The organism is Pseudoduganella sp. RAF19 (assembly GCF_052114165.1).
In the GTDB taxonomy this organism is placed as follows: domain Bacteria; phylum Pseudomonadota; class Gammaproteobacteria; order Burkholderiales; family Burkholderiaceae_D; genus Rugamonas.
This window is the reverse complement of record NZ_JBFREF010000014.1, coordinates 45,425-61,815: the sequence shown is the minus strand read 5'-3', so window position 1 is coordinate 61,815 and position 16,391 is coordinate 45,425. Positions and strand designations below refer to the sequence as shown.

The following is a 16,391-nucleotide window of genomic DNA, read 5'->3' as shown; positions in this document are numbered from 1 at the left end:
ATTGATTTTATTGGCAAACAAAATTGCAGGCATGGAAAGTGCTTGACCGCTGTCAATAAAAGTTGGGGAGTCATTCAAAATGAATAAGCTAATTGGCGCTGGGTGCCTGCTGGGGACGCTGTTTGCTGCGCAAAGTGCGTACGCCGGCGGTATCAGTGATGTGGGTGTGAACGGCTATTGGGGCGCGGACGACCATGGCAAGGGCGATGTGATCGGCGCCAGCACCTACGACATTCAGGGGGCGAACATCACCCGGGTCGGCAGCATCCTGACCATCACCATCCAGACCAGTTTTGCCGGGCACGCGGGCATGGACACCTGGGCCGCTCCCAAGGGCATCGGCTATGGCGACGTGTTCCTGTCCCAGCTCTGGAATCCGTACGGCACCGATTCGCACCACCTCAGCGACGACTCGACCAACGGCACGACCTGGAAATACGCTTTCAGCCTGGGCGACCGCTGGAGCAACACCGGCGGCAGCTTCGAGCTGTATCAGCTGAAAGGCAACAGCAACGCCAAGGACATCAAGACCTCCGATTCCTACATCACCTGCACCAGCTGCGACTACCGCGATGACCAGGCGGTCGGCGTGAATCTCAGCTCGACGACTGCCAAGGACACTGGCCTGTCGGGCAAATGGACCGTGCTGGCCGATAAGTCCCTGACCTTCACCATCGACATCTCGAAGAACATGGACCTCATGAGCTACACCAGCTTCGCGATGCACTGGGGTGAAACCTGCCAGAACGACGTCATCGAAGGCGTCACTCGCGTTGTGCCGGTTCCTGGCGGCTTGCCGTTGATGGCGATTGGCCTGGGCGCACTGATTACGCTCCGCAAGCGCGAAAAAAAAGCCGCCGCAGCACGGGGCTGAGGCGGCAAAGGAACCATCCGGTTCCTGCGCACATTACTGAGCGGTGAGGCTCACGTCGTCGACGACGAAGGAGGTAGCGACCGTCGAGCCCTCAATGCCTTCAAAGTAAATGCGGATGGTTTGTCCCTTGTAGGCGCTGACGTCGAAGCTGCGCTGCACATAGCTCGTTCCCTTGTTCAGGTTGGAGTAGGTGGCCAGCGTCGACAGCACGGCGCCGCTGCTGCTGCGCACTTGCACTTTCAGCGTGTCATAAGCCTGGGTGGTGGTGGTTTCATCCGACACGATCTTCAGCCAGAAATTCAGTGTGGCCGTGGTGGCGGTCGATGGAATCGTCAGCTGCTGGTAGACCGAATCCGTATGCGCCGAGCCATAGCCGTTCAGCCACGCCTTGTAGCTGCCGCCGTGCGCCGCCATGCCGCTGTCGTTGCTAATGACGCCGCTGGTGGCAGTCCACGAAGCCGAACCTGATTCAAATCCGCCATTCACGATCAACTGCTGCGAGGTGGCGTTGTTGACGCTGAAGTTTACGCCAGCGGAGGTGCTGCTGTTGTTGGCCGCGTCGTAAGCCTTGGCGGTCAGCGTGTGCGAGCCATTGCTCAAGCCAGTGGAGTTGAAGCTCAGGGTCCACGGTGCGGCAGTGGCGCTGCCTTTCAGTGCGCCGTCGACGTAGAACTCGACCTTGCTCACGCCCACATTGTCGCTGGCCGTGGCGTTGAACGTGATGTTGCCGCTGCTGCCGGTTTCGCTGGCGCTGACGGTTGGCGGGGTGGTATCCGAACCGCCGCCCGCCTGCTGGGTCACCCACACCGGCGCCGACCACAGGATGTCGCCATTGTCCTGGGTGATTTTGGCGTAGTAGAAGTGCTCGCCGTTGGCGGGTGTGATGGTGGTGACGGCGGCGGACGACAGCTGCGTCACGGTGCCGTTACGGCCCGGTACACCTTCCCAGATCTGCACGGTCGACGCGGTGCGCCCGCTGCTATTGGCGAAGTTGGCGGTCAGCTGCAGCGAACCGCTGTTGGTGAAGCGCTCGCCCATCAGGTGGCCATTGGCCGTCAGCACCAGCTGCGAAGTCTTGTCCATGGTTGCGAACACACGTCGCGCGCGGATCGCGTCCAGCATCGAAGTCGTGCTGAGCGGCGTGCCATTGGGGATCAGCACTGCCGTACGATTGGTGTAGGAAGCGCCCCAGTTTGCGCAGTGGTTGTCCTGGTCGGTGCTGAAGGCGACGTGGAAACCGGCTTCCAGCGCTTTCTTGCAGGCGCCTTCGTAATTGCTGCGGCTCGTTTCCGTTTCGGTGGTATTGGTGGAGAAGGCCGAGGTGTTCATCACTTCGCACATCGCCATGGCCTGATCGCCGTCGGCCGTGTAACCGAGCGGCACGCCGTTGACCAGGAACTGGCCTGAGGTTTCAGGGTGATTGAACTGGCCGATCCAGCCGCGCTGGCGCATCAGCGTGTACAGGCTGGCGTAATCGCTCTTTGCGGTTTCGGTGTCGGCCAGCAGCTGGCCGCTGGCGTTCTTCTCCCAACCCAGCAACTCGCTGGAGTTGAAGATGTTCATGTGGCCACCGTTGCTGATCACGCCCCATTCCATGCCGTAGATGGCCAGGAAGTTCGGGTTCGCGCTGTTGAAGCTTGCGGCAGCGGACAGGCCGGACTGGTACAGCGCCTTGGCCGTCGCCGGATTCGCCGAAGTATTGGTGGAATCCGAACCGTCGTACATATGATTGTGCTCGGACGCCATCAGGAAATCGAGGCCGCGCGCCTTGGCGTAGTTGAAGGCATCGGTCGGGCTGTAGGCGCCGGACTGCGGATTCTGCGCGCCCACGCAGGACGACAGCTCGCCGCCGCCGTCGCTGTGATTGGTCTGACTGTGCAGATTGCCGTAGTAGACGGTGTAGGGCAGGGATGCGGTGGCCGGTGCGGCCGCCATACGCACGCCCGCTGCCGCTTCGGCCGACGCGGCGCCGACGCTGGCATCGGTGCTTGCCGCGCTTGCCGCTGTAGCGGTGCGGCTGCTGGCGACGACTTCGGCGGCGGCTGCGCCAGCGCTCGCGCCGGCGGCGGTGGTGCGCAGCGCGCGGAACGGCGGCGTGGCGGCGCTTGGCGTGCCGCCTACCGCAATTTCCCATTCCTGATCGAGCACCTCATCAGCCGCGTCGCGCGGGCCGGTTGCATCGATGGTGAGCGCATGCAGGCGCACTGTATAGATACCGTCCGCCAGACCCGCTGCAGGGTCGCGGCCCGCCCAATCCACCTTCACGCTGACCGGCTCGCGGAACAGCGTCTCGGTGCCTTTCCATTGCGCTGCGACTTTACCGCCGGGGGCCACCAGATCCAGCGTCCAACGCACGTTCTGCGCGCGGCGCACGTGCGGATACGAGAACTCCATGGTGAAGCTGCGTGCGTCCGTGCCGGCAACGGCGGCCTGCCACGGTGCGTGCAGGCTTGCTTCAAACTCCATGTGGTCGGCGGGCGATGCGTGGGCTGCGAGCGAAGTGCTCAATGCGGCGAGGACAAGCAGACTGCATGTGCGGCGTCGGATCATTGGATTCCCCCAGTGGCGGTTTAAGGTGGCGCCACTATGCAATAGCTAGTTGAGGGCTACAAATACGCAAATCCTTTTGTATTAAGACGCCAGGCTTATAAACCGGTTGGATTTGTCCAATTTTGAAAATTCAGTGCAGCGTTTGTCTCATTTGAGACAGGGGCGCAGAAAAATGAACACTTGCGTCACGCAGATGTCATACGGCGTTGTGGTGTTTATGCCGCAGGCTTGCCGATGGCTAGTTTATTGTCGACAAGTCGGGAATCCGGGATACTGATGCGGCAACGCAGCAAGCCCTCGTGAGACACTTTCATCATCTTCAGGATTGCCATGAACCGCTTCGAACATATCACCTATTACGGCGAGCTTGCCCAGCAAGGCGCCGTTCCGCGCGGCGAACTGCCTGCGGACTTCACGATGAATTCCCCGGTCGGCATCGCGCGCGACAACTTCGGCCGGGTCTGGGTCTGCGACACGGGCAATAGCCGTGTGCTGGTCTTCACTGCCGATCTCGATTCGCTGCTGCACGAGATTTACGCGACACCCGGCGCCGACACCGACAAGCGCCTGTTGATGCCTTTCCACCTTTGCCCGCATCCGGAAGAAAACCTGATGTACTTCACTGACATGGGCAACGGCCGCGTGGTGGTCTACAGCTACGACGAGAAGCAGGTGGACTTCAGCTTCGCATTCGGTGATGCGGTGGACGGCATCAACGGCGAGCACTTCCTGCCGCTCAGCGATCCGAATGGACTGACCATCGTGCGCGAGAAGGACGGCAAGAATTATCTGTATGTGTGCGATGAGTTCTTCCACACAAAAAACGATGACCGCAGCCGCTGCGTGAAATTTACCCCGGACGGTAAATTCGTCCTGCAATTCCGCACCGTGCAGGACCCCGGCCACAAACACGACCTGCTCTGGCCACAGGGCATCGCCTCCGATGCGCAGGGGCGCCTTTACCTCGCCAACACCGGCGACTACGAAGTGCTGCGCATCGATACCGCCTGGCCGGTGAAGGACGAAGTGGTGCAGGCGCCGGACGAATCGGCGCTGTTGCATAGCTTTGGCAACCCGGCCGGCATCGGCAAGTACAACGTGATGCGTTCCGTGTGCGTCATTGGCGACAAGGTCTTTGTGCCGGGCCAGATGGACAATGCCATCACGGTCTACAGCACCATCAGCGGCAAGCACCTGGCCACCATCGAAGGCATGCTGCCGCTTTGGAACCACAAACCGCAGGCAGCGCATTCGCTGTCCGATTTCGTCTACAACGCGCTGGAGGATGCGGTCTTCGTCGGTCCTTACCAGCTGGCGGGCGCCAGGGAGCCGAATGTCTATTACATTACCGAGCCGTTCGCATCGACCGTGCTGAAGGTGCGCATTCCTGCCGTGCTGGATGGCGGCGACGAGGATGCGATCCTGCTGGATGCCGTCGGCCACCGCCGCGACTCCGCCTCGCGCGAACGCAAGACCTCGCAGTTCAATTGCATGTCCGCCGTGATTGGCGTCGACCCGCACCGCAAAGGCGCCGGCGCCATTCTGCCGATTTCGAACTGGCTGGATGGCTGGGCGTCCGCCGCCGCCAACGTCTATCAATACTGGTACGACCAGGTCAAAACCCACAGTGGCTTCGACCCGCTGGCCAGTGTTGGCAAAACCTCGTACAACCTCGATTCCGGTAACTGGTGCCTGAAGAGTTTCGACACTGCCGTCGACCCCATGACGCAAATGCAGAACATGGTGCGGGGCCTTTTCGCAGCAGGCGATCTGGCGATGGCGGTCTACTATCCATCGCAGCCGCTGCTTGGCCAGGTTTGTCCCGGTACGCCGGTTGTCTTCATCACCAACTTCACCACCTGCACGGTCAGCATGTACCAGTATGGTCCGAACGGTCACTTGCTCAATTACGGCATACCCTTTGGCCGCGAAGGCGACGATGATGGCGCGCTGAGCGCTCCGCAGGGTCTTGAGGTGAATCGCTACGGCGAGATCTTCATTGCGGACTCGCTGAACAACCGCATCTCGAAATGGCAGTTGCAGCCGAGTGGCCTGGTCAGCTTCGTGAAGAATTTCCGCTGGAAGGAGAAGGGCAAGGAGCTCGCTACCTTCGCGCCTTGCGATGTGGCCATCGATAAGCAGGACCGCGTCTTCGTCTGCGACCAGTTCAATAACTGCATCCGCGTGTTCGACCGCGACGGCAACAGCCTGTGGAGCTTCGGTAAATCAGGCTATTGCGACGTGCTGGAACAGGACTACGAAAACTTCTTCTTGCCCGCCAGCCTGTGCGTGGACGAGAACAACCGTCTGATCGTCAACGATCTGGTGAACCGCGCCTTCAAGGTCTTCGACATCAAGGAGAAGACGCTGGAATTCGTCAGCGGCGAGCTGGCGTTCAAGCGCCATCCCGACGTAGGCGGCGTGTGGATGCCGTTCTTCATCTACGCACGCGGCGGCCGGCTGTATGTGCCGGATACCACCTTCAATGTGGTGAACGTCTACTCCTACTGAACCAGCACATAGCTTCCCGGCGCCGGCCCGAGTTGCGGGCCGGGCTGGGGCGGCGGCCCGTACACGCCCGAGTGGCGGGCCAGCCATCCTTCCCAGGCGGGCCACCACGAACCTTCGAAGTGCGGGGCGGAGGCTTGCCACTCATCCGGGGCCATATAGCTGGCACGGGCTGCGCGCCGCGCCAGCTGATAGCTGCGCTGGCCATTTCCGGGTGGCGAAATCACCCCCGCGTTATGGCCGCCCGTCGTCAGCAGAAAGTGCGCCTCGCAGCGCGTCAGCTGTAGCAATTTGTAGACGGAGCGCCACGGCGCCACGTGATCCGACACGGTGCCCACCGCAAACAGCGGCAAGCGCAGATCGCCCAGCGCTACCGGCCGTCCGTCGCAGTGATAGCGGCCGCGCGCCAGTTCGTTGTTGAGGAAAAGCTGGCGCAGATACTGGGAGTGCATGCGGTAGGGCATGCGCGTTGCGTCCGCATTCCAGGACATCAGATCCGTTTCGGTGTCCGGCAAATCGAGCAGATAGTGCTTCAGGCGGCGCGACCAGATCAGGTCATTGGTGCGCAGCAGCTGGAAGGCGCCGGCCATCTGGCTGGTGTCGAGATAGCCGCGCTCCCACATCGCCGCTTCCAGGAAACTGATCTGGCTGTCGTCGATGAACAGCGACAGCTCGCCGGGTTCCGTGAAGTCGGTCTGCGCCGCCAGCAGCGTCATGCTGGCCAGCCGTTTGTCGCCATCTCGCGCCATGGCGGCTGCGGCGATCGACAGCAAAGTGCCGCCAAGGCAGTAGCCGGCCGCATTCACGTCGGCCGCGCCGGTGATGTCGCCCACCGCATCCAGTGCCGCCATGACGCCTTCGCGGCGATAGTCTTCCATTGACAGCTCGCGTTCCGCTTCGCCCGGATTCTTCCAGGAGATCATGAATACGGTGTGACCCTTGTCAACCAGGTAGCGCACCAGCGAATTGTGAGGCGACAGGTCGAGGATGTAATACTTCATGATCCAGGCAGGGACGATCAGCAGCGGGCGCGCGTGCACTTGTGTTGTGGTGGCGTCGTACTGAATCAGCTCGATGAGCCGGTTGCGGAACACCACGCGGCCCGGCGTGACGGCGACATTGCGTCCGGGCTGGAAATGGTGTTCGGCGTAGTCCGGCGTACGCTGCGTGCGCTGCCAGTCGGCGAAGGCGCTGGCCGTGCCGTGCACCAGATTGGCGCCGCCGCGCCGCAGCGTTTCATCCATCACGACCGGATTGGTTGCGATGAAATTGGACGGCGCCAGCATATCCAGCCATTGGCGGACGATGAAGGTCACCACTTCCTCATGGTGCCTGGAGGTGCCGCGCACGCCGGTCGTGGCGCTGTGCCACCACTGCTGCTGCAGGAGGAAGCCCTGCGCCAGAACGTTGTAGGGCCAGTGCTGCCAGGCGGGGTCAGTGAAACGCCGGTCCTGGGGCAGGGGCGCAATACATTCGCGCACCGGCCCTTCCGGACGCAAAACGGCCTGCGCGGCGTAAGTCTGCCAGCGCGCCAGCTTGTGCAGGGCCTTTTGCAGCAGTTCCTCCCGTTTGGAGGGCGAGAAGGTGAGATGCGCCAGCCAGTCGGCGAATGCCAGGCCGACCGCGGCGGGGGAAATGAAACCGGTGGAGCGGCCTAGCCAGGCATTGAGCAGCAAGTCCCAGCGCGCGTTGTCATAAGGCGCGGCCTGGGATTCCATCATTCCTTGCCAGGCGCTGGCAAGGCGCTCGAATGGCGTGGTTGCCCACGGCGGCGAATTGGCGTGATCCATGACGTTTTTCCAATGCTACAATGGTTTGTCCTAAGTACACTGCTGAGCAATGTCCGAATTCGAAACGTCACATTTCCTGCGCCGCCGCCAGATCTTGGGGAGCGCGCTGGCACTGCCCCTGGCGGGATTAAGTACCGCCAGTGCTGCCAGCAAAACCCTGGTCGTCGGTGGACTTCCCGTTACCTGCAATCTGACCTTGCCGATTGCCTGTAGCGCCAAAGGGCCTCAATTCGAGTATAGCAAATACAGTGGCTGGCCGGAGATCAAGGAATCGCTGATGACGGGCCGTATCCAGGCGGCCTACATGCTGGCGCCGCTGGTGATGGATCTGGCGGACAAGCGCATTCCGATGAAGATCGTATCGCTAGGCCATCGTTCGGGCGCTGTGATCATGGTGCGCACCGATTCGCCTTACAAGCGCTTCGCCGATCTGAAAGGCAAGCGCATCGCCATTCCAAGCCGTTTTGCCGTGGACTTCCTCTTCCTGCGCAAGATGCTGGCGCGCGAGAAGATGACGCCAAAAGATATCGAGATCATGGAAATGGCGCCGCCGGACATGCCGGCAGCGTTGTACGCGAAGGCCGTCGACGCTTACTGCACCGGCGAGCCTTTCGGCGCCGCAGCGCAGAAAGCAGGTTATGCCCGTCCGCTGGCCATGACCCGTGACGAATGGCGCAACTACATTTGCTGCGTGCTGACCGTGCGCGAGGAATTGATCAAGGAAGACCGCCCGATTGTGCAGGAGCTGGTCAACTACGTTCAGGCGGCGGGCAACTGGCTGGATGCCAATCCCGTCAACCGCGATAAGGCCGCCAGGATTGCATCCGGCCGCAAATTCTTCAACCAGGACCCGAACATCATCAAGTTTGTGATGGAGAATCCCAGCGACCGCGTGACGTACGGCGACTTGCGCATGATCCGTGCCGAATTCGATGAGCTGATGAAGCTGTCCCTGGAAGCCGGCACGCTGAAACGCCCGGTGGCCTACGAGCAGTACGTGGACGAGAGCTTCGTCAAGGCCATCAAGCCGGCCACGATTGCGCTATGAAGCTCCGCATTGCCATCGCCGCCGCCTTGCTCGCGGCATCCGCCAGTGCTGCCGACAAACTCAAGTCCGGTGTATTCGAGCCGCCGCGCCAGGCGCCTGAGATTATGCAGGCCGCCGCCGACGGCAGCAACTTCAAGCTGTCCGCCTTGCGCGGTAAAGTCGTGGTGCTGGAATTTGGCTATACCAGCTGCCAGGACGTGTGTCCCGTCTCGCTGGCCTTGCTGACCCAGGCCCGCGCCAAACTAGGCGACAAGCTGCAGGTGGTCTTTGTCAGCGTCGATCCTGAGCGCGACACCCCGCAGAAACTGCGGAAATACCTGACGCAGTTCGATAAGAGCTTCATCGGCCTGACCGGCACGCCGCAGCAGATGGCCGCCATCCGCCAGGCCTACGGGATCACGGCTACCAGGAAAATGGTTGAGGGCAGCAAGGCCGATTACACGATGGGCCATTCCTCCTACCTCTATTTTATTGATCCGCAGGGCAGACTGCGCGCGCTGATGCCGTTTGGCCGCCCCGCCGACGATATTGTGCACGACGTGAACCTGCTGGCGAAGGCCGAATGAACGAGGATGGTCGCATCAAGGCCGGCCCCTGTCTGGCGGGACTGGGCATCGCCGCTGCGCTGGCCGTGGCAGGCGTGACGGCATGGGCTGCCTTCGCGCCAGTTCATGTGGCGAGCCGCGACGAATTGTTTGAAATCCCCAAAGGCACCTGGGCACGGCGCATGGCTGGTGAAAAGACCGAGATTCTGCCCGAGCGCATCACGCTCACGCTGGGCGCCAACGATGTGCTCCTGCTGCGCAATAGCGACACGGTGCCGCAAATTTTCGGTCCGGTGCTGATCATGCCCGGCCAGGACTTCCGCTTGCCATTCGAGCAGGCGGCCGATTATCCCTTCGCCTGCACGGCTCACGCCAGCGGCCAGATGACGGTTGTGGTTTTGCCCACGCCGCAAGCTGGCTGGCAGCGGCTGCGCTGGCGCCTGCAAACCCTGACTACCTTTATCCAATGGAGAAACTGAACAAGATCTGGCCGCCGGCGCTGGTGCTGTTGGCCATCGTCGCGGTCTGGTGGATCACCGTGATCGCCACCGACAGCCTGATATTCCCGACACCCGCACAAGTGGTGACAGGCACGATGGAACTGGTGGAAGACGGCACGCTGTGGGAGCATATCGGCGCCTCGCTCGGCCGGGTAGCCAGCGGATTTTTGCTGGCAGTCGCGGTAGCGATACCAATGGGCTTGTGGATGGGCCGTGTAGACGGCGCTTTCCGCACGCTGAATCCCGTATTCCAGATTCTGCGTCCGATTTCGCCGATCGCCTGGATTCCTATCGCGATTCTCTGGTTCGGCGTGGGCAATGCCTCGCCGGTGTTCCTGATCTTTATTGCTGCCTTGTTCCCGATGATTGTGCAGACCGCAGCCGGCGTGCACACCATCGAAAAGCGCTATCTGCGTGCCGCGGAAAACTTCGGCGTCTCACGTGCGAAGCTGTTCCGCCAGGTGATTGTTCCGGCCGTGCTGCCGGAAATTATCGTCGGCATGCGCATCAGCCTTGGCGTGGCGTGGCTGGTGGTGGTGGCGGCGGAAATGATCGCGCTGCGCTCCGGCCTGGGCTATCTGATCATGGATTCGCGTAATGCGGGCAACCGCTACGACCTGGTGGTGGCAGCCATGATCATCATCGGCATGATTGGCCTCGCCCTGGACGGCATCATGCGTCTGCTCGAAAGACTCAAACTGGTAAGGTGGCGTTATGGACGCTAAGGTCGTCGTCAGCAATATCCGCAAGAACTTCAATGCGCTGCCGGTGGTGGATGGGGTGGACATCGCCATCGCCGACGGCGAATTCGTGGCCATCGTCGGTCCATCCGGCTGCGGCAAGTCGACGCTCATGAAAATCATCGCCGGCTTCGAGCAGGCCGACTCCGGCGAGGTGGCCATCGACGGCGAGCGTGTCACGCGGCCTAGTCCGAAAGGCATCGTGATTTCGCAGCATGGTTCCGTTTTTCCCTGGATGACGGTGCAGGAGAATCTGATGTTCGGCCTGAATGGCGACGACCATGGCGACAAGGCGGCGCTGGCCGACCATTACGCGGCGATGGTCGGCTTGAAAGGCTTCGAGAAGTCATATCCGCACGAGCTGTCCGGCGGCATGCTGAAGCGCGCCGAGATTGCACGGGCACTGGTGGTCAAGCCTGAGATTCTCTACATGGACGAGCCATTTTCCGCGCTCGATGCGCTGATGAACCTCAAGATGCGTAATGAGCTGCTGCGCGTTCTGGCTGAGGAACGCCATACCGTGCTGCTGATCACGCACGACGTGGAAGAAGCGCTGTATCTGGCGGACCGCATCATGGTGTTGTCGCCGCGGCCGACGAAAATCCAGGCCAGCTTCCGCGTCGAGCAGCCGCATCCGCGCAAGCTGTCCAGCCCCGAATTGCAGCAACTGAAAGAAGACATACTCACTCAACTGGGACTCTGATCATGCTGAAGATTCTTGGAAAACCTACTTCCATCAATGTCCGCAAGGTTTTGTGGACGCTTTCCGAAATTGGTGTCGCCTACGAGCGCGAAGACTGGGGCGACGGTTTCCGCTCCACCCAGACGCCGGAATTCACGGCGCTGAATCCGAACGCCATGGTGCCGGTGCTGGTCGAAGGCGATTTCGTGCTGTGGGAGTCGAACACGATCTGCCGCTACCTGTGCGGCGTGCATGGCCGCGACGACCTGCTGCCGCGCGATCCGCAAGCGCGTGCCATGGTTGAAAAGTGGATGGACTGGCAGGCCACGGATTTGAACAACGCCTGGCGTTATGCCTTCATGTCGGTGGTGCGCAAGAACCCGGCCTTCCAGGACCCGGCGCAGCTGGCGGCCAGCGTGGCAGCGTGGAACCGCAATATCGGCATTCTCGAAAAACACCTGGAAGGCGGCGACACCTTCGTCACCGGCGAGCAGTTCACGCTGGCGGACATAGTGCTGGGCCTTTCGGCAACGCGCTGGCTGATGGCGCCCATTGAGCGCCAGCCCGCGCCCGCGATTGATGCCTGGCTGGATCGCATGGCCGACCGTCCCGGCTTCCGCGACCACTGCCGCAACGGCATGGTTTAAACCAGCAGCGTAACCCAGGTGGCAGGCACGCCGTGCCTGCCACCAGCTTCTGCCTTGGGTTTCGGTCTAAGCGTCGCGCAGCTCCTGCCGTTGGTTCGGTCTAAGCGTCGCGCAGCACCTGGCGGTACTCGCTGGGCGTGACGCCCGTGGTGGCGCGGAACTGGCGTGTGAAGGCGCTATGGTCCGCGTAGCCGCAGGCGAGGGCGATTTCCGCCACGCTGGCGTCCCCGGCGAGCATGCGCGAAGCGGCATCGATACGCGTCTTGATAATCAGCTGGCGCGGCGTCAGGTGGAAGATGCGCAGGAAGTAGCGTTCGATCTGCGCCACCGACATATTCGCCGTGCGCGCCAATTTGGGAAGGGCGAGCGGCCCGTCGAACTGCTCATGAATGACCCGCACCGCCTCCGCCACCTTATGATAAGCCGGATTCTTGTGGTCGGCCATGGCTAGGTCACGTGAAATCCCGCACAAGCCGACGATGTGGCCCGCCTTATCGCGCAAGAGACGCTTCTGCGTCAGGCACCAGCCGGGCGCACGATTGGGATACAGATGCAGCTCCAGCTGATCTTCAATCTCGGCGCCATCATCCAGCACGGCGCGGTCCTGCGCCAGGAAGCGCGATCCGAACGGTTGTGCAAAAACTTCCACCGCGGTTCGGCCGAGCAGGGCAGCCTTGTCCTTCACGCCGCAGCGCTTGGCCAGTGTCTGGTTCACGACGGCGTAGCGGCCCTCCGTATCCTTGACGAAGAAAACCACGTCCGGCAGGGAGTCGAACAGCGGTTCGGTGAAGAATACGTCGGCGATACTGGCGCCGAGCGCAGTGCGTGCATGCTTGTCCATGGCGGTATTCTGCCACGATTGTGCAGATTTCGTCATCAATGACCCTTCGCTGATGCAAGACGGCGAGCCATCTTGCGCCTATGATGGAGTCTATGAAAACGATCTCCATTATCGATTCCCACACCGGCGGCGAACCTACCCGCCTGGTGATCGACGGCGGCCCGGATCTCGGGGCCGGCCCTCTGAATGAGCGCCTTGAGCGCTTCCGCCGCGAGCATGACGGATTCCGTTCTGCCGTGGTCTGCGAGCCGCGCGGTTCCGATGTGCTGGTCGGTGCGCTGCTGTGCGAGCCCCATGCGCCGGATTGCGCAGCGGGCGTCATCTTTTTCAACAACGTTGGCTATCTCGGCATGTGCGGGCACGGCACCATCGGGCTCGTGACTTCGCTCGCTTTCATGGGGCGCTTGTCGCCGGGACGGCATCGTATCGATACACCAGTCGGAGTGGTGGAAGCTGAGCTGCACGAAGATGGCAGCGTCACGTTGGAAAACGTACCGGCGTATCGATTGGCCACTGGCGTGGCCGTTGACGTGCCAGGCCACGGAACCGTTCACGGGGATGTGGCCTGGGGCGGCAACTGGTTCTTCCTGGTGTCGGATCATGGCCAGGAGCTGACGGTCGCACGGGCTGGCGCACTGACGGCCTACACGACCGCGCTGAAGAATGCCTTGGCTGCGGCGGGCATTACCGGCGTAGGCGACGCGGAGATCGACCATATCGAATTGTTCGCAGCTTCGCGCAGTGGCGCGGACAGCCAGAATTTCGTGCTTTGCCCCGGCAATGCCTACGACCGTTCGCCTTGCGGCACCGGCACCAGCGCCAAGCTGGCCTGCCTGGCTGCGGACGGCAAACTGGCCGAAGGCGCGCAGTGGCGGCAGGAGAGCATTGTCGGCAGCGTGTTCGAAGGTTCCTTCCGCATCGACGGCGAACGCCTGATTCCCATCATTCGCGGCAAGGCGTGGGTCAACGCGACGGCGCAGCTGATCATGGATGCGGACGATCCTTTCGTGTGGGGCATTCGGTGAGCAATAGCGCTGATGTGCTGGTCGTTGGTGCGGGCATCGTGGGTGCGGCGTGTGCCGATGCCTTGTCCGCACGCGGCCTGCAAGTGCTGGTGATCGAGCAGGACACGGTCGGCAGCGGCGCGACCGCGGCGGGCATGGGCCACTTGGTGGTCATGGACGACAATCCGGCCGAGCTGGCGCTGACGGCTTATTCGCTGTCGTTGTGGCGCGATTTTGTGGCCGAGCAGCCAGCCCGGCATGAATACAGCCGCTGCGGCACGATCTGGGTGGCGTCGGACGATGAGGAGCTGGCGGCGGCGCGCGCCAAGGCGGCGACCATGTCGGACTATGGTCTGGCTTGCGCCATGCTCGATTCGTCGCTGCTGTATGAGATGGAACCGCAGCTGCGTCCCGGTTTGGCGGGCGGACTGCTGGTGCATGACGATGGACTGGTGTATCCGCCCAAGAGTGCGCGTATTCTGATGGATCGCGCCCATTCGCGTGGTGCGCGCCTGATCGTCAGCAACGTGCGGCAGATCGGCGATGGCTGCGTGGTGCTGGGCGACGGTACGCGCCTCAGCGCGGATGCCGTGGTGCTGGCTGCGGGCTCGCGCTCCACGGCGCTGGTGCCTGAATTGCCGGTGCAGCCGAAAAAGGGCCATGTGATGATTACCGACCGCTATCCGGGCTTTGTGCGGCATCAGCTGGTGGAGCTGGGCTATATCAAAAGCGCCCATGCGGCCAGCGGCGATTCGGTGGCATTCAATCTGCAGCCGCGTCCAACGGGACAGGTGCTGATTGGATCTTCGCGCCAGTTTGATACGACGGATTTGACGGCGGAACCGCAGATGATGGCGCGCATGCTGAGTCATGCCTGCAGCTTTACGCCTGGCCTGGCGGACTTGAATATCCTGCGCTGCTGGACGGGCTTGCGCGCGGCGACGCCGGACGGCTTGCCTTTGATCGGCCCGCACAGCGCGCGCCGCGGCTTGTGGCTGGCGACGGGGCACGAAGGCCTCGGCATCACGACCTCGCTGGCGACCGCCGAATTGCTGGCCGCGCAGATTGCGGGCGAAGCAGCACCGATCGCGCACGAAGCCTATCTCCCAGGCCGGTTCACGACCAAGGAGCGCGCCCGTGCCTGATACCATCCAGCTCACGATCAACGGCCGCGCCCTCGCCGTCGCCCCTGGCACAACCGTCGCCGCCGCAATTGCCACGGCGTCCGCCGGCGTAACGCGCCGCTCGGTTACCGGCGCGCTGCGGGCGCCGTTGTGCGGAATGGGCGTGTGCCAGGAGTGCCGCGTGACGGTCGACGGCCGTGCGCATGTGCTGTCCTGCCAGACGCTGTGCCGCGACGGCATGCAGGTCGTGACGGCGGAGGCGGTTGCATGAAGACGCTGTACGACATCATCATTGTCGGCGCCGGTCCGGCCGGGCTGGCGGCCGCGCAGGCCGCGGCAGCCAGCGGCGCGAGTATTTGCATCATCGACGACAACCCATTCGCCGGCGGACAAATCTGGCGCGGCGGTCCGCAGCAGCAGAAAGACAGCCGGGCGCGCGAGCTTTGGCAGCAAGTGCAGCAGGCGCCCAATATCAGCGTCCTGCATAGCGCCCGCGTTCTGTACGCACCGGCGCCCGGTGAGCTGCTGGTACAGCTGGAAGAGAGTGTGAGCGTGCTGCGCTACCAGCGCCTGATCCTCGCCACTGGCGCGCGCGAGCTGCTGTTGCCTTTCCCCGGCTGGACGCTGCCTGGCGTGACCGGCGCCGGCGGTCTGCAGGCGTTGAGCAAAGGCGGCTATCCAGTGGACGGCAAACGCATTGTGGTGGCGGGAACGGGACCATTGCTGCTGGCAGTGGCGGATACCTTGCGCTCACGTGGCGCGCAAGTGCAGGCCATCATCGAGCAGGCGCCGCGCGCAGCCCTGGTGCGCTTTGCGCTTGGCTTGCTGGCAACGCCGTCCAAAATTTCACAGGCCCTGCAACTTGGCAGCCGCTTGCGCGGAGTGTCTTATCGCAGCGGACGCTACGTCCGCGCCGCGTTTGGCGAGGGACAGCTACAGCGCGTTGAGCTGGACAACGGCGAGCTGATTGAATGCGATTACCTGGCGGTGGGCTATGGCTTGCTGCCGAATACTGAACTTGCACGCTCGCTGGGTTGCGCGGTCGGGCAGGGCGCAGTGCAGGTGGACGAGTGGCAGCGCACCAGCATGCCCGCGATCTACTGCGCAGGCGAAGGCACCGGCGTCGGTGGCGTTGACCTCGCGCTGGCGGAAGGCCGCATCGCCGGCCTGCACGCAAGCCGGCTAGCGGGCGCGGGTGGCGCGGCGTCCGCGCTGGCGGAGCGTGCGCGCTGGCGGCGGTTCGCGGGCCGCCTGGCGGAGGCTTTCAGGCTGCGCGAGGAAATCTCAAAGCTGGCGGCGCCGGACACCATCGTCTGCCGCTGCGAAGACGTGCCGCACAGCGACTTGGCGGTGCACGCCACCTGGCGTGCCGCCAAGCTGCACACGCGCTGCGGCATGGGGCCTTGCCAGGGACGCATCTGCGGGGCCGCAACTGCGGTGCTGTATGGCTGGCAGCCAGACACCGTAAGAACACCAATTTATCCGGCGCGTGCCGGCAGCATCATCGCAACGACAACTGAAACCTGAGGAGGCATCAA

Annotated in this window: 15 protein-coding genes; 12 read left to right on the top strand and 3 right to left on the bottom strand. The window is 62.7% G+C overall.

The window, feature by feature from the left end; genetic code table 11:
* Positions 1-79 precede the first annotated feature (79 nt).
* Positions 80-874: a VPLPA-CTERM sorting domain-containing protein gene (locus tag AB4Z19_RS28790; RefSeq protein ID WP_442028712.1), complete on the top strand. Its 795-nt coding sequence runs from the start codon at positions 80-82 to the stop codon at positions 872-874.
* A gap of 33 nt (positions 875-907) precedes the next feature.
* Here the strand turns inward: AB4Z19_RS28790 and AB4Z19_RS28785 are convergent, their stop codons facing one another.
* On the bottom strand, positions 908-3,424 hold the full coding sequence (locus AB4Z19_RS28785; RefSeq protein WP_442028713.1) for a CehA/McbA family metallohydrolase: 2,517 nt from the start codon (positions 3,422-3,424) through the stop codon (positions 908-910).
* Positions 3,425-3,754: 330 nt separating this feature from the next.
* Here AB4Z19_RS28785 and AB4Z19_RS28780 point away from each other — a divergent pair, with 330 nt between their 5' ends.
* Positions 3,755-5,935 carry an NHL repeat-containing protein gene (locus tag AB4Z19_RS28780; protein WP_442036918.1) on the top strand — a complete coding sequence of 727 codons (2,181 nt, stop codon included), beginning with the start codon at positions 3,755-3,757 and terminating at the stop codon, positions 5,933-5,935.
* Here the strand turns inward: AB4Z19_RS28780 and AB4Z19_RS28775 are convergent.
* Positions 5,929-7,722, bottom strand: a complete 1,794-nt coding sequence (locus tag AB4Z19_RS28775) for a PHA/PHB synthase family protein (RefSeq protein ID WP_442026782.1) — start codon at positions 7,720-7,722, stop codon at positions 5,929-5,931. The two genes, AB4Z19_RS28780 and AB4Z19_RS28775, sit on opposite strands and share 7 nt — an antisense overlap.
* A 49-nt stretch (positions 7,723-7,771) precedes the next feature.
* Between AB4Z19_RS28775 and AB4Z19_RS28770 the strand changes: the two genes are divergently transcribed.
* From AB4Z19_RS28770 to AB4Z19_RS28745, 6 genes are read left to right on the top strand one after another with little or no spacing between them, the layout of a single operon-like run.
* The gene (locus AB4Z19_RS28770) at positions 7,772-8,770 is read left to right on the top strand and encodes an ABC transporter substrate-binding protein (RefSeq protein ID WP_442036916.1); all 999 of its coding nucleotides are present in this window, start codon (positions 7,772-7,774) and stop codon (positions 8,768-8,770) included.
* Positions 8,767-9,336: an SCO family protein gene (locus AB4Z19_RS28765; protein WP_442026784.1), complete on the top strand. Its 570-nt coding sequence runs from the start codon at positions 8,767-8,769 to the stop codon at positions 9,334-9,336. The genes AB4Z19_RS28770 and AB4Z19_RS28765 overlap by 4 nt, the downstream gene beginning before the upstream one ends.
* Complete coding sequence (locus tag AB4Z19_RS28760; protein ID WP_442026785.1) at positions 9,333-9,794, top strand: cupredoxin domain-containing protein; 462 nt, start codon at positions 9,333-9,335, stop codon at positions 9,792-9,794. Before AB4Z19_RS28765 ends, AB4Z19_RS28760 begins: the two co-directional genes overlap by 4 nt.
* On the top strand, positions 9,782-10,540 hold the full coding sequence (locus tag AB4Z19_RS28755; RefSeq protein ID WP_442026786.1) for an ABC transporter permease: 759 nt from the start codon (positions 9,782-9,784) through the stop codon (positions 10,538-10,540). The genes AB4Z19_RS28760 and AB4Z19_RS28755 overlap by 13 nt, the downstream gene beginning before the upstream one ends.
* Positions 10,530-11,258 (top strand): ABC transporter ATP-binding protein, encoded by a 729-nt coding sequence (locus AB4Z19_RS28750; protein WP_442036913.1) that lies wholly within the window; start codon positions 10,530-10,532, stop codon positions 11,256-11,258. Before AB4Z19_RS28755 ends, AB4Z19_RS28750 begins: the two co-directional genes overlap by 11 nt.
* A 2-nt stretch (positions 11,259-11,260) precedes the next feature.
* On the top strand, positions 11,261-11,884 hold the full coding sequence (locus AB4Z19_RS28745; RefSeq protein WP_442036911.1) for a glutathione S-transferase family protein: 624 nt from the start codon (positions 11,261-11,263) through the stop codon (positions 11,882-11,884).
* Between the two features lie 100 nt (positions 11,885-11,984).
* Here AB4Z19_RS28745 and AB4Z19_RS28740 read toward each other — a convergent pair whose 3' ends face one another.
* A complete protein-coding gene (locus AB4Z19_RS28740; protein ID WP_442028803.1) occupies positions 11,985-12,761 on the bottom strand; it encodes a helix-turn-helix domain-containing protein in 777 nt (258 codons plus the stop codon).
* Between the two features lie 56 nt (positions 12,762-12,817).
* Here AB4Z19_RS28740 and AB4Z19_RS28735 point away from each other — a divergent pair, with 56 nt between their 5' ends.
* From AB4Z19_RS28735 to AB4Z19_RS28720, 4 genes are read left to right on the top strand one after another with little or no spacing between them, the layout of a single operon-like run.
* Positions 12,818-13,750, top strand: a complete 933-nt coding sequence (locus AB4Z19_RS28735) for a 4-hydroxyproline epimerase (RefSeq protein ID WP_442036909.1) — start codon at positions 12,818-12,820, stop codon at positions 13,748-13,750.
* Positions 13,747-14,874, top strand: coding sequence for an NAD(P)/FAD-dependent oxidoreductase (locus AB4Z19_RS28730; protein ID WP_442036907.1), 1,128 nt, complete (start codon positions 13,747-13,749; stop codon positions 14,872-14,874). The genes AB4Z19_RS28735 and AB4Z19_RS28730 overlap by 4 nt, the downstream gene beginning before the upstream one ends.
* Positions 14,867-15,124 (top strand): 2Fe-2S iron-sulfur cluster-binding protein, encoded by a 258-nt coding sequence (locus AB4Z19_RS28725; RefSeq protein WP_442036905.1) that lies wholly within the window; start codon positions 14,867-14,869, stop codon positions 15,122-15,124. Before AB4Z19_RS28730 ends, AB4Z19_RS28725 begins: the two co-directional genes overlap by 8 nt.
* Positions 15,121-16,380, top strand: a complete 1,260-nt coding sequence (locus tag AB4Z19_RS28720; RefSeq protein WP_442028850.1) for an FAD-dependent oxidoreductase — start codon at positions 15,121-15,123, stop codon at positions 16,378-16,380. Before AB4Z19_RS28725 ends, AB4Z19_RS28720 begins: the two co-directional genes overlap by 4 nt.
* Positions 16,381-16,391: the final 11 nt, after the last annotated feature.